Here is a 19377-nt window from a genome sequence, read left to right on the forward strand (position 1 = left end):
AAGAAAAGATGAGGCTTAAACAGTCTCATCTTTTTCATTTAGATTTCAAATTATTTTATGAAAAATTCTATAATGATTTCAGCAATAATCGTGACAATAAGAGGAGCCAAATATAATTGATGCCATTGAGAGAAAAAATTTTGTGAAGATGAAATGTTTAACTCCTCTTCAATTTGCTTTCGATTACGAATTATTTGTCCATGCAAAGATTCACGTATAAGCTGTTTTTCGATTTCTTGATTAATTACTTTTAACTGAGCAGCGAGGTTATTTCCTTTAGAATAAAGTAAAAGCCCGATGCATGTTAAAAGATATATGATTAAAAATAATAAATTTTCAGCTTGAAATGGTTGAATTAAATCAGGAATAGGCGACTTTTTCCAAAAGAAACCTAGATACTGGTGAGTGTGTGTAAATATTTCTGCAACAAGCTTTTGAAAAGGGGCTGCTATAGCATTGCCTAACACTGTTCCATCACTTAGGCGAAAATAAAGCATTTTTAGGAATGAAATAATTGTTGAAATTAGAGAAGGTATGGCAATTAAAATTCCTGTAATTCTATAAAGTAAAACTTTTCTCTTTGCTTGGCTAAAATTCATATATGTATCCAGATACAGAAGTAATTGTATATATTTTTAGTAAAAATAACTTTTATTTTTAGCAAAACTTAAAAATAAACTCAATAAAAAGCTAATAATTCTTTAGTTTTTCTTTTGTTTAGCCATTAAAAAAACCTCTCATAGCGAGAGGTTTTTGTTCATCCGTGTCTTAAATCGATTTAGGCGCGCCTACAGTTTCATTTAAGTGCTTGCGAACGGTATTGAAAGAAAAGTTCTTTGAATCCATACGCTTTGGCAAGATGTAAGCCCCTTGTTGTTGTTCACCTTTAGGCGTTTTTACCTTGAAGTTCACCAGGATAAAGTCAGGAGAGCTATACCATTCATAGATATCTTTCCAGCCAATGGTAGCAGTACCTTCTTGTAGGCCCATTTTTTGGCGCATCACGATCCCGTGTGGTTGTACACCTAAACGTAAGCCTTTAATTTCCTGAACAGGGAATTCGGTCATCTTGCGTTTCACGTACCATTCCAGACCAAATTTCTTGATCAGATAAAACAGCACCACCCCTACAATCACCACCCAGCACAGTACGGTTGAGTAGGTTGAGTAATATTTAATAAGTCCTGCTGCAACCAAGGAAAGCACCACAAGTGCAATCATAATCATCCATGCTTTGCGGCTGAATTTGTTGGTACTACGCCAAATCATAAGTTGAGCTTGACGTTGTTCAGCTTCAGAAACTTCGTAAGGAACAGGTTGTAGCGTATAAGCGTATAGCGTTTTGGCGGTCATAGTGTAAAAAATGAGTCTAGAACTGGGTTAAGTTTAACACCTATTGGCATGCAAAGATATTATGCCAATGGCGAATGATTAGAGCGATGCATACTCGGTGCCGTCTTCATGGGGTTCATGACTCAGGCTTTGTTTCAGCATACTCAAACGGGTGAGTACGCCCAGCATCAGTGACAGTTGTTGCAAGATAATCAATGAATTCTGTTCATTTTCCTCATTGCGGCTTAAACGGTCACGAATGGCTTGCATCATATTCTGTGCGGATAAATCAGGCACTTCGTCTCTGAGTAACGCACCCTGAATATCATCCAGTGCCTGATCCAGTAAGGACAGCACTTCCTGATCTTCAATTTTTTCACGGTGCGCCCCCAAGGCAGCGATATAGCTTAAAAAGGTATGGCTGAGACAGAGAAATTCGAAGGCCAGACTTTTCTGGTTAACATCAATATTCGGTTCGGTGGCAATGGTTGAAATCAGTGATGCCACTTCTGCATCGGTATTATGGGCCGCCCGGCGCACCACCCGATAATTCAGGGCATTATTACGACCATGATGATATTGCGCGACCACTTCACTCAGGTATTGACATTGCGCCTGTAAAGAACGGCGGATCGAGCGAGGCAGTCTACGGAACTTCCAGTCCGGCCAGATAAAACTCACACCAAACCAGGCCAGCGCGCAACCGAGCACGGTATCAATAAAGCGGGGAAAACCTGCTGCAAAGGCAGAGCCATCCAGATTGAAATTGATGAGCGCCAGAATGGTAATAAAGGCAGTGGCTTGTGCATATTGCTTACTGCGCAGTTCTAAAAATAGCACACCGCTCAGCACCAGCATGACCAGTTGTCCTTCAATGGAAGGAATAAAGTAGATAATCGCAAGACCGACAATAATACCAACCAATGTACCGATAATCCGTAAATAGAGGCGGCGTTTGGTGGCGTTAAAATTCGGCTGGCAGACGAACAGCGCCGTTAACATGATCCAGTAACCGTATGCGATATCGGTCATCTGGATAAACACATAGCCAATAAATAGCACAATGGATAAACGTACAGCATGACGGAACAATACCGATTCAGGAGAAAGGTGCTGTTTTACACGGACAATAATGTCATTCCAGCCTTTGAGATCATCATCTTTCAGCTGGCTTTCTGCATGCTGGGCATTGATCTTTTGCAGATTGCGTTCGGTTTCCAGATTCTGTAATTGCGCATCAATCGATTTCAGGTTCTGATACAGCGCAAACAGGGCATTAATCCGCACCTGATCATAATGTCCATCTTGCCGCAACTTTTCCAGAGAGGTACGTAAATTTTCAAAACTATGCTTAAAGCGTTTGTTATGCACATAACGGGTACGACTTAAAATCGATTGAGACAGATCCTGACAGGCTTTGCCCTGAATCGACAGGATGCGCTGGAAGCGGAACAGGATGTCGCTATGCTGGAACACTTTGGCCAGTTTCTGATAATCAATATGCGCTGAATCGGCACGTTCATGAATATCTTGCGCCACAAAATAATATTGCAGGCTGCGTCGGGTATCTTTTTGACCGCGGTCACCTTTGAGCCGGGTTAACAAGGACATGCGCAGATCATTAAAGATCGCCACCAGCTTGCCATTTTCCATGGCAATATCAATCATGCTTTGTTGATAGCTGGACGGGGTCATGTCGACATCAAACAGGTTGGACTTGGCAAACAGGAAACTTCCCAGCGCCGAATAAGACGCCGAAAGCTGATCCCGGACTTTTCGTACCGGGAACAGCAGAAAACTGATGGTAGAGAGTAGGCCATACCAGGCCGCCCCCGCAACCAGAAGCGCGGGTTGAACATACCATTGCTCAAATAAATGTACGCCTAGCATGGTATAGACGGAAGTCACCAGACAGCCATAGGCAATAGTGGCATAACGTCGTCCCAGCGAGCCAAGCAAGATCCAGCCGATACAGGAAGCAATCAGGCCGATTGCAAAGGCAACCTGATAAGGGAATAACAGTTGAACCGATGCAGCGGTGATAAAAAATCCGATATAGGTATAAATCAGATTCATGATGCGCACAGAAAAGCGGTCATCAATATCACTAATCGCGGCAGCAACCACACCGAGGGTCAAGGGAATGGTGGCGAGTTGATAATCGAGTAAATAAGGAACGAAAGCTGTCCCGGTAAAGGCAATCAGCATACGCACGTTATACATCAACGTGGTGTTATAGGTTGTTTGTTTTAAACGTCCGAACCAAGGATTCAAGGGTTGTCCTTCTTGTATTCTACAATTGAATTTTCATCGTGGCTGTTCACAGGGTTAAAGTGTTCGCAGACGTTAATATTATGCACAAAACTGATGGGGATGCTAAGCTTAGAATATTCCAAAATTTGTTAAAGTGGGGCAGTATGCAGGCCGAGCAAACCAATCAACGTCAATATTCAACAGCATGGATTATGTTGCTTGCTTTGTTAACTGCGTTAGGGCCGTTATCGATTGATATGTATTTACCCGCATTGCCGCAAATGGCCGATGAATTTGGGGTAAGTACACAAATGGTTGCCAATACCTTGCCTGCCTATTTCTTGGGCCTGGCAATGGGGCAACTGATTTATGGTCCGGTCAGTGACCGGATTGGGCGTAAAAAACCTCTTTATTTTGGCTTGGCACTATATGCCATCGCCAGTCTGGCGTGTGTCTTTGCAAGCAATGAATGGGCCTTGATCGCAGCCCGTATTTTCCAGGCTTTGGGCGGCTGTGTCGGGGTCGTGATGGCGCGTGCTGCAATCCGTGACCGTCTGGATATGCAGGGTTCTGCACAGGCATTTTCCAGCATGATGATTGTGATGGGACTGGCGCCCATTCTGGCACCCATCTTTGGGGCATGGATTCTCAACTTTTTTCCGTGGCAAGCGATTTTCATTACTCTATCGTTGATCGGAGTAATGTGCTGGCTCTGTGTGCATTTCTTCTTTAAAGAATCTTTGCCGGTTGAGCGCCGTTTAAAATTATCGGTCTATCAGGTGACCACGCTATATGCGGCGATCTTAAAAGATGAGAGTTTCCGTGTGCCGATGTTTGCAGGCTGCTTAACTGGTGCGGCCTTATTCTGTTATATCAGCTCGGCTTCTGCGGTTTTTATGGGACAGTATGGCTTATCTCAACAACATTTCTCTTATGCCTTTGCCTTAAATGCAGCAGGCATCATGCTGATGTCCTCGATTAATAAACACCTGAATACCCGTATGGGCATTTTCCAGCGTTTAAAACTGGGAGGTGCGATTCAGTGTTTTGGAGCCTTGATTGTACTAGGCGCGGGGCTGATGGCAGATGCACCTTTAGCCTTACTGATGCCGGGCTTGTTTTTGGTGGTCTCCGGGATTGGTTTAACCGGGCCGAATGCCATGGCTTTGGCCATGTCTCAACAGGGCGCGCGTGCAGGTACGGCCAGTGCAATTATGGGTAGTATGCAATTTGCCTGCGGTTTGCTGGCCGGGATCATCCTGAATTTCCTGTTCTGGAAAGCATCGCTGAATATGGGCATCATGATGTTGTTATTTACCAGCGCCGGCTTCTTTGCCATCTTAAAAGTCGGTAAACAACAAAGCAGTATCTCTGGTTAAAGAAATACTGCTGCAATTCGAACACTTTAATCTAGAAATACAGTAAAGTTTTCAACTGGCTCGCGTGGGGTAATGAAGGTGTTGACAATATGGTCAGGGTCGGCATAACCCAAGGCAATGGTACACACCAGTTCTTCATCTTCTTGGGCGCCCAGAATATCCAGAACGATCGGGTGGAAATGATTCCAGGCTGCTTGCGGGCAGGTATCCAGTCCACGGGCCTTGGCGGCGACCATGACATTCTGCAACATCATGGAAATATCCATTTTTGAACCGATGCCCATGATTTTATTCACGGTAAAATACAGGGCGACTGGCGCATCAAATAGCTGAAAGTTACGCAGCTGTTGTGCTGCCATTTTCTCTTTTTCACCTTTCTGGATACCCAGCAAGCCATAGAGACCCCAGCCATTGGCACGACGACGATCGATAAATGGTGAAATCCAGGTTTCAGGGTAGTAGGCAAAGGTCTCCTGATATTGTGCGGCCAGTTCTGGTTTTTGTAGAAGTTCGATTTGTGCAGCGCACACACGGTCAATCATTTCGGCACGTTTTTGTCCAGTGACCACATAGACTTTCCAGGGCTGGACATTGGTTCCCGAAGGGGCACGGCTGGCGACAGTCAGGATGTCTTTAATGGTTTGGGTGTCAACAGGGGTATCTAAAAACGCACGTACCGAATGACGAGAGGTGATGGCCTCGTCCACCAGGCGGACTTGTTCCGTGTTCATGAAAACTCCTAACATTTTGATCTTTTAATGACAGGAGAATATAAATCAATAAATGTTTTTTGTTGCGGGTTTTTCAGGTATAAATATAGGATTGCATAAAAAATACGCAAAAAAATTAGAGGATTAACACTAATTGTTGTGAGTTTTCTATCTTTTGTTAGGTTTGTGTGAAAAATAATTCTATAAGTAACATAATGAAATCGAAATAATATTTATGCCTACTCAATGGAATCAATAAAACTCTTTAAATAAAAAGTACACACAATATCCGAAATTTATGCATAATACGCCCTTTTTAAAAATGATTAGACTTTCCTTGCTGAATGGCTAAGGGGGAATTTTCTATTTTAAAGACAGCTTGAATTTATCCAATTCAATCTCTGTGGGAAATGTTGAAATATACACTATATACAAGGAGCTTCTCATGAGTTTATCTCTCATCCGTAAGCCGTTCGTAATGCAAGGATTAGCAATCACAGTTGCTGCCTTAATGATGAACAGTACACACGCTGCCAGCGAGCAAGAACAGATTCAGCAACTTCGCGATGAAGTCAAGGAATTAAGAGCTTTATTACAGCAATATGTTCCCCAGGCAAAACAACAAAATGATGCTGCTCAAGTTGCTGTCGCCCCTGCGACTGCAGTGGCTGCAACCAATAATCAAAATACAGCAGCAGTAGTCACAACCGCTGCCCCGAAAAAATCTCCATTAAGTTTTAGCACTGCTTCTGGTGCGGAAGTAAAACTGTACGGTTTCTTGCGTGGTGACGCGTCTTATCAGGCAAAAGGTGGTGACGGTATTTTTAACCGCATCAATAAGGTTGATCTGGAAGGCGCTGAAAAGAACAGTGACCGTTTCTATAGCACTGCAACCGTGACCCGTCTTGGTCTTGATTTTAAAGCACCGGTTGAAGGCGCTGACGTTGGCGGTAAGTTAGAAGTGGACTTCCGTGGTGGTAGCAGCAATGACACCATTCGTATCCGTCATGCTTATATGACTTATAACGACTGGCTATTTGGTCAAACCACATCGACCTTCCTGGCCACAGATTTGCAACCGGAAATGCTGGACTTTAACTCGCCACTGGGAATTGGTACCTACCGTACGCCTATGGTTCGTTATAGCGGCAAGTTCACACCAGAAACCAGCTATGCGGTTGCTTTAGAAAAAGGCAATGACGATAACCGTGCGCCATCCTTAACCTCAAAAGTAAAATATGATTTTGCAGAAGGCAAGGGAACCACCTCTGCACGTGCCTTGTTGACAGAAGCACGCAGTAAAGCGACTTATGACAACAACAATAACCGCACCAATTCAGGCGAAGCTGAACTGGGTTGGGGTGTTGCTGTGGGTACAAAATATAAATTCACCGATTCATTACAGGCCATGATTGACTATTCGCATGTCAAAGGCGATAGCAAATTCCTGCTGTATACCAACAATGCCTTCAATGTAAATCCAAATAATTTTGATTTGAATCTGAATGAATTTGATGCAGTGACAGTCGGTACAACCTATCAGATTAACCCGAAATTACGCAGTACCTTGGCCTATGGCGCCATGTTTGCAGATGACAGCAATGACTTTGCAAAACAGGCCGTGGTTGCAAAAGACACCGCCCAGAACAAAACCCTGCAACAGGGCTGGTGGAATATCATGTATTCACCAGTAACACCGATTACGTTTGGTCTGGAATATATCTACGGTGAACGTAAAACCTTTGACGGGCAAAAAGGTAAAGATAATCGTGTAGGGGCAATGGCTCGCTATAATTTCTAAGCCATTTCAACCCGCAGATGAAAATCATCCGTGAAAACTGAATCACCATAACTTGCAAAGGTTCTCACATTGAACTGTATGCTTTTTATAAAGTTGATTGAGTTTTCACTCATTTTTAGAGTTACTATTTTGGCAGTTTTAAAGGGGCTACCCGCCGTCAGATGAACTACCAAGATAAACGGAAGAAGATATGGAATTTACTTTTAATGGTTTTTATACCCTGATTTCAGCCGTTATCGTGTTGTTATTAGGGCGTTTGCTCGTTAATAAAATTGATTTCTTAAGACGCTATAACATTCCCGAGCCGGTTGCTGGTGGTCTGGTTGCGGCCGTAGTTTCACTACTGGTGCATTCGCTTTGGGGTTATAGCATTGTCTTTAGTAGCGAGTTACAAACCAGTTTTATGTTGATCTTCTTTGCTTCGATTGGTTTAAGTGCCAATTTCCTGAAGCTTAGAGAAGGCGGTATCGGCTTGGTGATTTTCCTGGTCTGTGTTGCATCTTTCATTGTGGTACAGAACGCGGTCGGTATGAGTCTGGCAACCTTGCTCGGTATTGATCCGCTGGTGGGCCTGATTGCAGGTTCAATCACCTTGACCGGTGGTCATGGTACAGCAGGGGCATGGGGCGAAATTCTTGAAACCCAGCACGGGATTCAAGGTGCTCTAGCTTTAGGTATGGCGAGTGCAACTTTTGGTCTGATCATCGGGGGTATTATCGGTGGTCCTTTGGCGAAATTGTTAATTAACCGTTATAGCCTTGCTCAAGCTCAGACACCGGCTGAGATCAAAAACCGTGATACGCATCTAGATCAGCATCCTGACGAGCTGGCACCATTTGAAAATCCACATCAAGTCCGTTTAATCACTGCTGATAATGCCATTACCACTTTGGGTATGTTTGCTGCGTGTCTTGCATTTGCAGAGTTCATGACCGGATTCAGTAAGGGCACATGGTTCGAGCTACCAACCTTTGTCTGGGCGCTTGGTGGCGGTGTGATTTTACGTAACATTCTCGAAAGCGTATTAAAGGTAGATATCTTTGATCGTGCTATTGACGTGTTTGGTAATGCGTCATTGTCACTTTATCTGGCAATGGCGTTGCTGTCGCTCAAATTATGGCAGCTGGCTGATCTTGCTGGACCGCTCGTTGTCATTTTAGGTGCGCAAACCATTACCATGGCATTGTATGCAGCATTCATTACTTTCCGTGTGATGGGTAAAAACTACGATGCGGCTGTATTGGCTGCAGGTCACTGTGGTTTTGGTATGGGGGCAACACCAACTGCGGTTGCCAACATGCAGGCCATTACCAATATGTATGGACCCTCTCATAAAGCGTTCCTGATCGTTCCGCTTTGTGGTGCGTTCTTTGTTGATTTAATTAACGCAACAGTAATTCAATTAATTTTGAAATTCTTTGCCTAAGTCGGATCAAAAGCCCCTAAAGGGGCTTTTTTGATTCATCCATTGTTATCGTATATGTACGTATGTACATAAAATATTTAAAAGCGAATAAGTGATGAATGAAAAATTAAATGACACCCTGATGGCTTGGGTAAGTTTTTTCAATGATCCTTTATGGGACTTTCTGGTTATTTTCCTTCTGGCAGTGGGTATCTTCTATACCATTGCGACCAAAGCTGTGCAGATCAGAATGTTCTTTCACAGTATCAAAGTGATGAAGGGCAGCCGTAGCAAAGGCGAAGAGAAAGATTCACACGGATTAACACCATTCCAGGCATTCGTAACTGGCTTAGCCAGTCGTGTCGGTGTAGGTAATATTGCAGGTGTTGCGATTGCGATTGCGATTGGTGGCCCTGGTGCCGTGTTCTGGATGTGGTTTACTGCATTACTGGGGATGAGCTCGGCTTTTATTGAGTCTTCGCTTGCTCAGTTATTTAAAGTAAGAGACAGTAATAGCAAGCAGTTTCGGGGTGGACCGGCTTACTATATTACTCAGGGCTTACGTAGCAAAACCTTTGGTGTGATCTTCGCGCTGGCATTGATCTTCACTTATGGTTTCGTATTCAACTCGGTTCAGATCAATGCGATTGCCAATGCTTCTTCACATGCGTGGGGCTGGGATAAGGCCAATATGATTGCGCACCTGGGCGGTGTTGATCTGGAAATCTCATGGGTTGGTCTGGTACTGGTTGTGTTAGTTGCATTGGCAATTTTTGGTGGTATTAAACGTATCGCTAAATTTGCCGAGATGTTTGTGCCATTAAAAGCAGGTCTATACTTGGCTGTTGCTTTATATATCGCCTTAAGCAACTACGAACTTCTGCCTGGCATTTTCAAATTGATCTTTACTGAAGCATTCCAGTTTAATGCTGCAGCGGGCGGTTTCTTTGGTGCCATGATTTCCATGGCGATGATGCAAGGGATCAAGCGTGGCCTGTTCTCAAACGAAGCAGGTATGGGTTCGGCGCCGAATGCTGCCGCAGCTTCTGATGTGAAGCATCCGGTGAACCAAGGTTTGGTTCAGATGCTGGGTGTATTCGTCGATACCTTTATTGTGTGTACCAGTACCGCGATGATTATCCTGATTTCTGGTGTTTATCACGATGCCGGTTTCGTCGGGGTTGAATTAACCCAGCGTGCGTTAGAGACACAAGTGGGTAGCTGGGGTGGTGACTTCCTTGCGATTCTGTTATTCCTCTTCTGTTATTCTGCCGTGTTAGGTAACTATGCCTATGCGGAAAGTAATGTACAGTTCATCAATAACAATCCAAAAGTCATGTTCATCTTCCGGGTTTTTGTGTTGGTGATGGTGTACTTTGGTGCAATTGGTAGTGTTCCGCTGGTTTGGTCGATGGCTGACTTGTTCATGGGAATCATGGCAACCATTAACCTGGTGGCAATCTTATTGTTAACCCCAATGGCGCGTACCTTACTGAAAGACTATACAGCACAGTTGAAGAAAGGCATTAAAGAGCCTGAGTTCAAGATTGATAACTATCCGGAACTGAAGAAAAAAGTTGATTCTGATATCTGGTAAGTGATTTGAATAACGCCTTGAATGTATAAAAAAGTCCCTTGCGAGGGACTTTTTTTATGAAGATTTCATGACATATGCAAAGAAATTGATACATCTTTTCAGATGTGCTGACGCTAAAATCCGACACAGAAAAACAGACAATATGGCAACACTGCGTATGAAACAGCTTAAATTATGGGCCCTTGGTCTTTCAATCATGCTCTTGGCAGGTTGCCAAACTACAGCGCATGTAAGCCCTGCTGTGGAAGATGCTCAGGCACATACTGTTTCGCAACCTTTTAGTTATATCAAACAGCAACAAAAGCGACCTGTAGTAGCATTGGTGTTGGGCAGTGGCGGGGCACGGGGTTATGCCCATATCGGTGTGATCGAAGTGCTAGAACAACAAGGCATTCGCCCTGATTTTATTGTTGGAACCAGTGCGGGCAGTATTGTCGGTTCAATCTATGCCAGCGGTAAAAGTGCTGCTGAACTGCGTGATATTGCCTTGAAGCTAAAAGCCACTGATGTCCGTGATGTCAATCTGAGTCTAAAAGGCTTTTTTGATGGCAAGAAGGTGGAAGACTATATCAACCAGCAAGTCCATAATACGCCCTTACAAAAGTTGAAAATCCCGCTTTATGTAGTGGCGACCGAGTTAAAGGACGGGTCAAAAACCGTATTTAACTATGGCAATACAGGACAGGCGGTTCGTGCGTCTGCTTCGATTCCAAGTATGTTTGTACCAACCATGATTCATGATGTGGAATATGTCGATGGGGGGCTGGTCAGTCCGGTACCTGTGCAGGTGGCACGTGAGCTCGGCGCAGATGTGGTGATTGCGGTGGATATTCTGGCTCAGCCAATCCATACTGAAACTACCAATGTCTGGGGCCTGTTTAACCAGAATATCAATATCATGCAAGGTCGTCTGGCTGAAGAAGAGCTCAAAGAAGCAGATATTGTGATTCAACCTGACCTACGTGAGAAAGCACATATTTTTGATGTAAAAGGCCGTGAGCAGACCATGCAGGCAGGCATTGATGCAGCAAATGATAAACTGGCTGATATACAATGGGCTATCCAAAATAAAAGCAAGCCCTCTAGAGCGGATCAGCAGAATATGGCGGTCAAGCAAAATTCAGCTTTGCCACGATGATTGAATATTGTTCAGATTTATAGATAGACTTAAGTGTTTGAGTCTATTTGCTAAAATTCATTTTTTATAAAAACAGCTTATAAATATTCTACAAAAAGCTATTAAAACGCCCAGAAAAATAGTAAATAACTACAAATCATAAAACTTTTCTATCAGAGAGTTTTAAGTTTTAGGTCATAGGATGACCTCACCAAATAAATTGTTTCATAACAAGGATTGTTAAACAGATGTTTAAGTCTTTCTTTCCGAACCCGCGTCTATTCTTTATCTCTGTTGTTGTCTGGCTCGCACTTAATATGCTGCTCTGGTACTGCGGTGGTCATAGCTGGGGCGAATATCTGGGTTTTCCTAAAGGCTATGCGGAGGCAGAGCTGTCTGTCGGAGTTAATCGATTCTGGGAGCCTTCTTCACTTTGGTTTTATCTCTGGTTTATCACTGCTACGGCCTTATTTGCTGGATTTTGGCGCATTTTTTCAGATCATAAATGGCAAAAGTGGTCGATCTGGGGTTCAGCCTTTATTTTGTTTAATATCTGGTTTGGCGTACAGGTGAGCTTGGCTGTGAATGCTTGGTATGTACCATTCTGGGATATGATCCAAAATATGCTAACCAATGGTGGAGGAAGTATTACTGATTTATATAAAGAAACCATGGTATTTCTATATATTGCGATGGTTGGTGTGACTATGGCTGTGTTAAATGCTTTTTTTACCAGTCATTATGTATTTCGCTGGCGCACGGCGATGAATGAGTATTATACCGAACACTGGCCTAAGCTACGCCATGTCGAAGGTGCTGCACAACGTGTACAGGAAGATACTATGCGTTTTGCCACGATTGTCGAAGATTTGGGGGTTGAACTGGTCAAGGCAATCATGACATTGATTGCATTCTTACCATTATTATTCCAGCTTTCAAAACATGTTCCAGAAATACCTGTAATTGGAGAGCTACAATATTCACTTGTTTGGGCTGCAATTGCATGGGCGATATTTGGTACAGTTTTACTCATGGTGGTCGGGATAAAATTGCCTGGGCTCCAGTTCAATAATCAGAAAGTCGAAGCGGCTTATCGTAAAGAATTGGTCTACGGTGAAGATCATGAAAATCGGGCACAGCCAGCCACATTAAAAGAACTGTTTGAGCGAGTGAGAAAAAACTATTTCCGTCTCTATTTCCATTATACCTATTTTAACTTAACGGCTTCATGGTATGGGCAACTGGATATTCTCTATAATCTATTTGTGCTTTTCCCAGCGATTGCAGCAGGAAAGTTAACACTCGGTTTAATCAATCAGATTGGTGGGGTTTTTGGTAAGGTTCGTGAATCTTTCCAATATCTAATTAGTTCATGGAAAACCATTATTGAGTTGCTCTCTATTCATAAACGTCTTAAAGCATTTGAAAAGATTCTGGATTAGTTTGCTGACTTTGTTCGCTAAAGCCTTGATCAAAGATCAGGGCTTTTTTATTGCCTGAAAATTGGGCCGATTTGTGGTTTTTATGTGAAAAGTGAATATATATTGCAACGAAAATGACTTTATTTGGCTTCACTACTTCACTATAGTCGTTTGATAAAATTAATGATCTCTCATTTTGCTCTTGTATAACTTAGAACCTAAATAAATAGGATAAATCATGAAACCTGTATGGCTTAAAAGTGCATTAGCGCTTGCACTGACTGCTTTTACTGCAAATGTATGGGCAGACCCAGCAATTAAATCCTCCCCAACTCAAAAAAAATCAGGCATTGACCAGCAATATATCGATCAAACCGTGTCTGCTCGGCATGATTTTTACGATCATGTAAATGGAAAGTGGTTAAAAGATACTGAAATTCCCGCAGATAAGTCACGTTGGGGCGCATTTAACGAGTTACATGAATTATCGACCAACCAGTTGCATGCCATTGTTGAACAACTGAGTGCCCAAAAATGGGCAGCAGGCAGTGTAGAGCAAAAGATTGCCAGTCTGTACGCCAGTTTTATGGATGAAAAAACTATCGAAGCACAAGGCATTCAACCTTTACAGCAGGAACTGGCACAGGTTGATGCAATTCAAAATAAACAGGACTTCGCTCGATTAATGGGGCATTTCTCGCGTATTGGCGTCAGAACGCCATTTGATATCAGTATTGATCAGGACATGAAACGGTCTGATGTGATTATTGCAGGTTTGGCACAGCGTCGATTGGGCCTGCCAGATCGTGACTATTATTTGAAAGATGATCAGAAGTTTGTGGAAACGCGTGCAAAATATCTCAAGCATATTGAAAAGATGCTGCAGCTTTCTGGCGATCAGCAAGCAGCCCAGCATGCCAGACAAATCCTCCAGCTGGAAACGGAACTTGCCAAGATTCAGTGGAGTAATGTTCAAAATCGTGATTTATCCAAGCGTTACAATATTTACCCGCTTAAAGATTTGAATCAGTTAAGTCGTAACTTTGATTGGGATAGTTATCTGAAGACGGTTGGGGTAAAGGATAAAATCCAGACCATTCAGGTACATCAGCTCAGCTATTTTAAGGCGCTTGATCCAGTGCTGAATAGAACTCCTTTAGAGGTGTGGAAGGCCTATTTTAAATGGAACCTGATCAGCAGTTTCGCCCCTTATCTGAATAAAGCTCTTGTTGATGAAAGTTTCGCGTTTTATGGTAAAAGTTTGCGTGATGTGGCTGAGCAGGAAGTGCGCTGGAAACGTGGCGTACAAACGGTAAACGGTGTGCTTGGTGACGGCCTGGGTAAAATCTATGTAGAAAAACATTTTTCTGCGGATAAAAAACAGCGCATGGATACCTTGGTTCAGAATCTGATCCGGGCTTATGATCAAAGTATTAGCCAGCTGGACTGGATGAGTCCTGCAACCAAAGTACAAGCTAAAAAGAAACTAGCTAGCTTATCCATTAAAGTGGGTTACCCGAAGAAATGGCGTGATTATTCAGCATTGGACATTAAAGACGGTGATTTGATTGGTAACGTGATTCGGGCCAGCGAGTTTGAGCATCAGGACGAACTGGATAAGCTCGGTAAACCTGTTGACCGTGATGAATGGTTTATGTCACCGCAAACGGTAAATGCGTATTACAACCCATCCTCCAATGAAATTGTATTCCCGGCTGCCATCTTACAACCGCCTTTCTTTAATATTGAAGCCGATGATGCGGTCAATTATGGCGGGATTGGGAGTGTCATTGGGCATGAGATCAGTCATGGTTTTGATGATCAGGGCAGCCAGTTTGATGAATTGGGCAATATGCGTAACTGGTGGACCAAGCAAGATCATCAGAAATTTAAAGCCAAAACCCAAGCTTTGATTGCACAATACAATACCTATGAGCCAATTGCAGGGTATCACGTCAATGGTGAGCTGACGCTGGGTGAAAATATTGCCGATAACTCGGGATTATCGATTGCCTACAAAGCGTATCAACTGTCCTTGGCAGGCAAACCTGCGCCTGTGATTGAGGGGCGTACAGGTGAGCAGCGTTTCTATATGGGCTGGATGCAAGTCTGGCGCGCCAAAACCCGTGAAGCACAAGCCATTGTATATTTAAAAACAGATCCACATGCACCCGATAAAGTCCGGGCCAATGGTGCTTTAGTCAATCAGGCGCCGTTCTATGATGCCTTCAAGATTAAAGCCGGGGACAAAATGTATTTGGCCCCTGAAAAGCGGGTCAGTATCTGGTAATCCAGAATTCAATAAAAAACCTGCATCATGCAGGTTTTTTATTGGCTCGATTTAAAGAAAGGCAATTCCTAGTCCTGCGCCTGCGGCCATCACCCAAAGTGGATGGATCTTTTTAAACATCCCGAGCACTGCAGTAACAACCACGATAATGACCAGGAGCAGGTTTTGTGCGGAAGCATCGGCAATCATCCAGGCACTGACCAGGACCAAGCCGACAGTAATCGGTTTCAGGGCTTTTTCAAAACGCGCCCGTAGCGGATTGGCTTTAAAGCGTTCCCAGAATTTGAGTGCATAAATGGTAATGATGGAAGATGGACCAAATTTTGCCAATGAGGTGACCAGTAAACCTGCTGGGCCTGCCACATGCCAGCCGACCAAAGGCACAATCATCATATTCGGACCGGGTGCTGCCTGCGCCATGGCAAATAGCGAGCTAAACTGCTCGGCACTCATCCATTGATGCACGGTTACCACCTGATGCTGCATTTCAGGCAGGATGGCATTACCACCGCCAAAAGCCAGCAATGAAAGCTGAGTAAAAACCACGGCAAGGGTGACTAAGATCATGATTTTTTCACTCCCAATACCAGCATGTTAATGGCCAGTAGAATCGCTAAAGTCAGTGCCAACGGCAGCTTGATCCAGATCATAAACACGAAGGTCAGGCCGATGGTAAAAAGGGTCAGATAACTTTTCAAGATGGGTTTGAGCATCTTAAAGCCTGTGGCAAACAGCAAGCCTGCTGCGGCGGCGGCCAAACCTTGGATCATGTGTTTGACGGCAGGCAGATATTGAAAATGCTCATAGACCTGATAGATGATCAGCACAATTGCAGTTGGGGCGGAGATCAAACCGAGGACTGAACTGATCGCACCTTTCACGCCCTGGAATTCCATTCCAATGGCAACCGCCATATTGATGATGTTACCGCCCGGTAATAACTGGCACACGCCAAGTAAGTCGGTAAATTTGCCAGCATCAATCCATTTATGTTCTTCAACGATAATGCGATGTGCCAGTGGCAGCACGCCACCGAAACCCATCAATCCCAATTTCATAAACCCCGTAAAAAGTGCCTTACAATCAGGAGCAGTTGTTAATGGTTCACGCTCTATTGATAGGACTTGGGCTTTCATTGGATTACCTTTCTGTTCAACCTTGTGAGCTATAGCATGAAAGATTTATGGTATATTCACAAATGCTATTTTTGCTATTATCTATACTTTTAAGGTATGTATGATCGATATTCATAAGCTCAATGCATTTGTTGCTGTGGTGGAAGAAAGCAATATTTCCAAAGCAGCGGTCAGACTGCATATGCAACAGCCGCCATTGACCCGATTGATCAAAAGTCTGGAACAAGAGCTGGATACGGCTTTGCTGAAACGTTTGCCTCGTGGTGTAGAAGTTACGGAAGCCGGTAAGGCTTTATATCAGGAAGCGATTACCATTCTGGCGCATGCCCAGTCGATTCCGAAACGGGTAAAAAACATTGCCCAGGGACTGGAAGGTCAGATCAATATTGGTTTTACCAACTCCGCAGGCTTACATCCTTTTTTGCCAGCGGTGTTGCGTCAGTTTAGGGAGCAGTTCCCTGCGGTAGCGATTCATCTGGAAGAGGACAGCAGTACAGCTTTAACTGATGCCGTGATCAATGAAAAACTGGATATCGTTTTTCTACGCAAACCTGCGCCGATTCATGCACAAGTACAAAGTATTCATGTTTTGAATGAACCTTTGATTGTCGCATTGCCGAGTAATCATCCTTTAACAGACAAGGACGGCGCAATCCGCTTAGTCGATTTAGAGCCTTTTGAGTTTGTGTTGTATCGCCGTATTGCAGGGCAGGACCTGTTTGATAATATTTTGGCAAATTGCTATCAGGCAGGATTTAGTCCCAATATCGTACAAGAAGCACCACGCTTAACCTCCAGTCTCAACTTGATTGCTGCTGGGATTGGACTTTCTATTGTGCCAGCTTCGATTCAGGACTTTTGGAATAAACAGATTATCTATCGACCTTTAGAAGCCAAGAAACCTTGTATCGCACCGATTTATGCGATTTGTCGAGCCAAAGAAAATAATATTCGAGTTGAACATTTCTTAAGTTTGCTCAGGGCTAGCCAAGCCGATTAAAAAATAGCGATTGTTAATGGCTAAAGTGATAGAAATTTAAAATTGGTCCAACCAAGTGCTGTTGTGATTGATCCAGCGTCACGATGATTTCTCTAAAATTAAAGGTGTCTTCATCATAATATTTTGCGACGCCATGGGTTTTATTATTGAAGTTTGCAATCTGATAACTAAAGAAAGCCACTTGTTTAGATGGATGGACCACGGTCACCAATTTTTGCGGGTCTTTATAGCCGCCAAATTCATTTTGAATACTCTCTTTTAACAGATTGGGAAAGTAAAGCGTAGCATTGGGCATGCCGCAACCGACGCAGAAAGATGAATCGTATAATTCTATAGCCTGTTTTTGATTTGGACTCATCAGTAGGGCTGAACCTGTACCATTTGCGCCAGCACTTGCTTCTGCGTCACTCCAATTTTTAGGTACCAGTACAAGACCTATTTCAGGGAGCGCAAATAATTTAAGTTGTTTGGCCTGATGTGCATCTAGCTTAAAATCAAAATGACAGCTTTTTGCGGTGCAGCTTTTAAAGTCCTTTAATAAGCCATCATCGGCAGGGTTGAGTGCGGTCACTCCATAAAAGGGAACACGGACATCGTTGGCAAAGGACACTTCACCCAAGGCATAAATTTGATTTTCGGCTTTTCGCTCTTGCGCTGTATTTGAGAATTTGGGAAAGATTGGTTTGAAATTATGTACCTCGGCATGCGCCATCGCAGTTGAGCCAGAAAGTAAAATAATAGAGACAGTGTGGGCTATTTTCATTTTAATTCAGTGTTTTGAGTTTCAGTTCAAATTAACATATTCTTGAATACAAGAACCTACAACCAGATCAATTTAAAAGATTTAGAATATTTTGAATGAATAATAAATAAATTGCATTGAGAAATACGTCTTATGAACAAGATATTTTCAGCCTGTTGCTTTATTGCAATGAGTTCTAGTGCTTTTGCCCAAGACATCAAAGGAATTTCATTCTCGCACCAAGATTGGGAAATTTATTGTAGTAACACAGGCACTTGTCGTGCCGCAGGTTATCAGAATGAAGAATATCGCAATGAGCCGGCTTCGCTACTTTTGACGCGTCAGGCGGGTGCACGGCAGCCTGTTCAAGTGGAATTTGCATTGGCACGTTATGAAGAACCCTCTTTTCCACTAGCCAAGCTCAAAAATATTCATTTCTATGTGAATGGGAAGGATTTGGGTGCGGTCTCGTTTGAAGGAACTGAATTTCCGCTGATGGGTAAACTTTCAGCAAATCAAGTGAATGCTTTATTACAGCAGTCCCGACAACAGACCGAGATCCTGTTTAAAAATGCGCAGCTGCAATGGAACATTTCAGATGCAGGCATGACTGCAGTCTTGCTAAAAATGGATGATTTCCAGAAGCGTATTGGTACGGTAGGCGCTTTGATTAAAAAGGGCCAAGCGGATGAGTCAAAGGTATTGGCAGCTCAACCCAGATTTACGGTCAAACAGATCAAAACCTCCAGTAAACCTTATCTAACTTTGCAGCCAAATAACAAACGCTATGCAGCGTTATATCGTAATTTGATCGCAGCTCAGCCGACATCAAAACAGGAGGGCTTTTGTGAAGGGATTTATGAGGATGGTGAAACTAAGCCTCAAGCGATCGAGCTGTATAAACTGACCAATAAAAAAGTATTGGCGATGACCTTGTGCTGGCGTGGTGCCTATAACGAAGGTTATGGCGCATGGGTGCTGGATGATTCACTTGCAAATAAGGCAAACTTTGTGACTGAACAGGCTTCCGAGTTTTATAACGGTATTTTGAGTAGCTCACAAAAAGGTCGTGGTATTGGTGATTGCTGGGCCAGTGATGAATGGGTCTGGGATGGACAGAAGTTTGTACATACTCAAGATCGCTGGACAGGAATGTGTAAAGGACTTGCCGCGGGTGGGGTGTAGGATCTTGAT

The 19377-nt window shown here is 43.4% G+C and carries 16 protein-coding genes; 9 read left to right on the forward strand and 7 right to left on the reverse strand.

The window, feature by feature from the left end:
• Positions 1 to 50: 50 nt before the first annotated feature.
• The 3 genes from MSG93_RS09175 to yccS form a co-directional block, all read right to left on the reverse strand.
• Positions 51 to 599, reverse strand: a complete 549-nt coding sequence (locus MSG93_RS09175) for a YniB family protein (protein WP_324621472.1) — start codon at positions 597 to 599, stop codon at positions 51 to 53.
• 169 nt (positions 600 to 768) lie between these two features.
• Positions 769 to 1353 carry a YcxB family protein gene (locus tag MSG93_RS09180; RefSeq protein WP_005226976.1) on the reverse strand — a complete coding sequence of 195 codons (585 nt, stop codon included), beginning with the start codon at positions 1351 to 1353 and terminating at the stop codon, positions 769 to 771.
• 78 nt (positions 1354 to 1431) lie between these two features.
• A complete protein-coding gene (gene yccS, locus MSG93_RS09185) occupies positions 1432 to 3606 on the reverse strand; it encodes a YccS family putative transporter (RefSeq protein WP_324621473.1) in 2175 nt (724 codons plus the stop codon).
• Between the two features lie 143 nt (positions 3607 to 3749).
• Between yccS and MSG93_RS09190 the strand changes: the two genes are divergently transcribed.
• Positions 3750 to 4964 (forward strand): multidrug effflux MFS transporter, encoded by a 1215-nt coding sequence (locus tag MSG93_RS09190; protein WP_324621582.1) that lies wholly within the window; start codon positions 3750 to 3752, stop codon positions 4962 to 4964.
• 26 nt (positions 4965 to 4990) lie between these two features.
• On the opposite strand, the gene MSG93_RS09195 is transcribed toward MSG93_RS09190, so the two are convergent.
• Complete coding sequence (locus MSG93_RS09195) at positions 4991 to 5695, reverse strand: nitroreductase (RefSeq protein WP_324621475.1); 705 nt, start codon at positions 5693 to 5695, stop codon at positions 4991 to 4993.
• A 424-nt stretch (positions 5696 to 6119) separates the two neighbouring features.
• On the opposite strand from MSG93_RS09195, the gene MSG93_RS09200 reads away from it, so the two are divergent.
• The 6 genes from MSG93_RS09200 to MSG93_RS09225 all read left to right on the forward strand — a co-directional run bounded on the left by MSG93_RS09200 (position 6120) and on the right by MSG93_RS09225 (position 15305).
• Complete coding sequence (locus tag MSG93_RS09200) at positions 6120 to 7475, forward strand: DcaP family trimeric outer membrane transporter (RefSeq protein ID WP_005226980.1); 1356 nt, start codon at positions 6120 to 6122, stop codon at positions 7473 to 7475.
• A gap of 190 nt (positions 7476 to 7665) precedes the next feature.
• Positions 7666 to 8901, forward strand: coding sequence for a sodium/glutamate symporter (gene gltS / locus MSG93_RS09205; RefSeq protein ID WP_005226981.1), 1236 nt, complete (start codon positions 7666 to 7668; stop codon positions 8899 to 8901).
• Between the two features lie 94 nt (positions 8902 to 8995).
• Positions 8996 to 10477: an alanine/glycine:cation symporter family protein gene (locus tag MSG93_RS09210; protein WP_005226982.1), complete on the forward strand. Its 1482-nt coding sequence runs from the start codon at positions 8996 to 8998 to the stop codon at positions 10475 to 10477.
• A gap of 157 nt (positions 10478 to 10634) precedes the next feature.
• Entirely contained in the window at positions 10635 to 11615 is a 981-nt protein-coding gene (locus MSG93_RS09215) for a patatin-like phospholipase family protein (protein ID WP_324621583.1), read from the forward strand.
• 227 nt (positions 11616 to 11842) lie between these two features.
• Positions 11843 to 13036: a peptide antibiotic transporter SbmA gene (gene sbmA, locus MSG93_RS09220; protein ID WP_324621477.1), complete on the forward strand. Its 1194-nt coding sequence runs from the start codon at positions 11843 to 11845 to the stop codon at positions 13034 to 13036.
• Positions 13037 to 13253: 217 nt separating this feature from the next.
• Positions 13254 to 15305 carry a M13 family metallopeptidase gene (locus MSG93_RS09225; protein ID WP_324621478.1) on the forward strand — a complete coding sequence of 684 codons (2052 nt, stop codon included), beginning with the start codon at positions 13254 to 13256 and terminating at the stop codon, positions 15303 to 15305.
• Positions 15306 to 15356: 51 nt separating this feature from the next.
• On the opposite strand, the gene MSG93_RS09230 is transcribed toward MSG93_RS09225, so the two are convergent.
• Together MSG93_RS09230 and MSG93_RS09235 are read right to left on the reverse strand one after the other, a co-directional pair.
• Positions 15357 to 15872 (reverse strand): chromate transporter, encoded by a 516-nt coding sequence (locus MSG93_RS09230; RefSeq protein WP_005226986.1) that lies wholly within the window; start codon positions 15870 to 15872, stop codon positions 15357 to 15359.
• Positions 15869 to 16441: a chromate transporter gene (locus MSG93_RS09235; RefSeq protein WP_005226987.1), complete on the reverse strand. Its 573-nt coding sequence runs from the start codon at positions 16439 to 16441 to the stop codon at positions 15869 to 15871. The genes MSG93_RS09230 and MSG93_RS09235 overlap by 4 nt, the downstream gene beginning before the upstream one ends.
• 100 nt (positions 16442 to 16541) lie before the next feature.
• Between MSG93_RS09235 and MSG93_RS09240 the strand changes: the two genes are divergently transcribed.
• The gene (locus MSG93_RS09240; protein ID WP_324621480.1) at positions 16542 to 17441 is read left to right on the forward strand and encodes a LysR family transcriptional regulator; all 900 of its coding nucleotides are present in this window, start codon (positions 16542 to 16544) and stop codon (positions 17439 to 17441) included.
• A gap of 13 nt (positions 17442 to 17454) precedes the next feature.
• On the opposite strand, the gene MSG93_RS09245 is transcribed toward MSG93_RS09240, so the two are convergent.
• Positions 17455 to 18204, reverse strand: coding sequence for a DUF4850 domain-containing protein (locus MSG93_RS09245; RefSeq protein WP_324621481.1), 750 nt, complete (start codon positions 18202 to 18204; stop codon positions 17455 to 17457).
• A gap of 132 nt (positions 18205 to 18336) precedes the next feature.
• Here MSG93_RS09245 and MSG93_RS09250 point away from each other — a divergent pair, with 132 nt between their 5' ends.
• Positions 18337 to 19368 carry a DUF1176 domain-containing protein gene (locus MSG93_RS09250; RefSeq protein WP_324621482.1) on the forward strand — a complete coding sequence of 344 codons (1032 nt, stop codon included), beginning with the start codon at positions 18337 to 18339 and terminating at the stop codon, positions 19366 to 19368.
• The last annotated feature ends 9 nt before the right edge of the window (positions 19369 to 19377 follow it).

This window comes from Acinetobacter sp. IK40 (assembly GCF_035615075.1).
Lineage (GTDB): Bacteria > Pseudomonadota > Gammaproteobacteria > Pseudomonadales > Moraxellaceae > Acinetobacter > Acinetobacter courvalinii.

Bases quoted from the DNA above. Each gene is read 5' to 3' on its own strand.
- MSG93_RS09240 (WP_324621480.1), top strand. From the start codon at position 16,542: ATGATCGATATTCATAAGCTCAATGCATTTGTTGCTGTGGTGGAAGAA.
- MSG93_RS09175 (WP_324621472.1), bottom strand. From the start codon at position 599: ATGAATTTTAGCCAAGCAAAGAGAAAAGTTTTACTTTATAGAATTACA.
- gltS (WP_005226981.1), top strand. From the start codon at position 7,666: ATGGAATTTACTTTTAATGGTTTTTATACCCTGATTTCAGCCGTTATC.
- MSG93_RS09180 (WP_005226976.1), bottom strand. From the start codon at position 1,353: ATGACCGCCAAAACGCTATACGCTTATACGCTACAACCTGTTCCTTAC.
- MSG93_RS09230 (WP_005226986.1), bottom strand. From the start codon at position 15,872: ATGATCTTAGTCACCCTTGCCGTGGTTTTTACTCAGCTTTCATTGCTG.
- sbmA (WP_324621477.1), top strand. From the start codon at position 11,843: ATGTTTAAGTCTTTCTTTCCGAACCCGCGTCTATTCTTTATCTCTGTT.
- MSG93_RS09195 (WP_324621475.1), bottom strand. From the start codon at position 5,695: ATGAACACGGAACAAGTCCGCCTGGTGGACGAGGCCATCACCTCTCGT.
- MSG93_RS09215 (WP_324621583.1), top strand. From the start codon at position 10,635: ATGAAACAGCTTAAATTATGGGCCCTTGGTCTTTCAATCATGCTCTTG.
- MSG93_RS09190 (WP_324621582.1), top strand. From the start codon at position 3,750: ATGCAGGCCGAGCAAACCAATCAACGTCAATATTCAACAGCATGGATT.
- MSG93_RS09210 (WP_005226982.1), top strand. From the start codon at position 8,996: ATGAATGAAAAATTAAATGACACCCTGATGGCTTGGGTAAGTTTTTTC.
- MSG93_RS09250 (WP_324621482.1), top strand. From the start codon at position 18,337: ATGAACAAGATATTTTCAGCCTGTTGCTTTATTGCAATGAGTTCTAGT.
- MSG93_RS09235 (WP_005226987.1), bottom strand. From the start codon at position 16,441: ATGAAAGCCCAAGTCCTATCAATAGAGCGTGAACCATTAACAACTGCT.
- MSG93_RS09225 (WP_324621478.1), top strand. From the start codon at position 13,254: ATGAAACCTGTATGGCTTAAAAGTGCATTAGCGCTTGCACTGACTGCT.
- MSG93_RS09200 (WP_005226980.1), top strand. From the start codon at position 6,120: ATGAGTTTATCTCTCATCCGTAAGCCGTTCGTAATGCAAGGATTAGCA.
- MSG93_RS09245 (WP_324621481.1), bottom strand. From the start codon at position 18,204: ATGAAAATAGCCCACACTGTCTCTATTATTTTACTTTCTGGCTCAACT.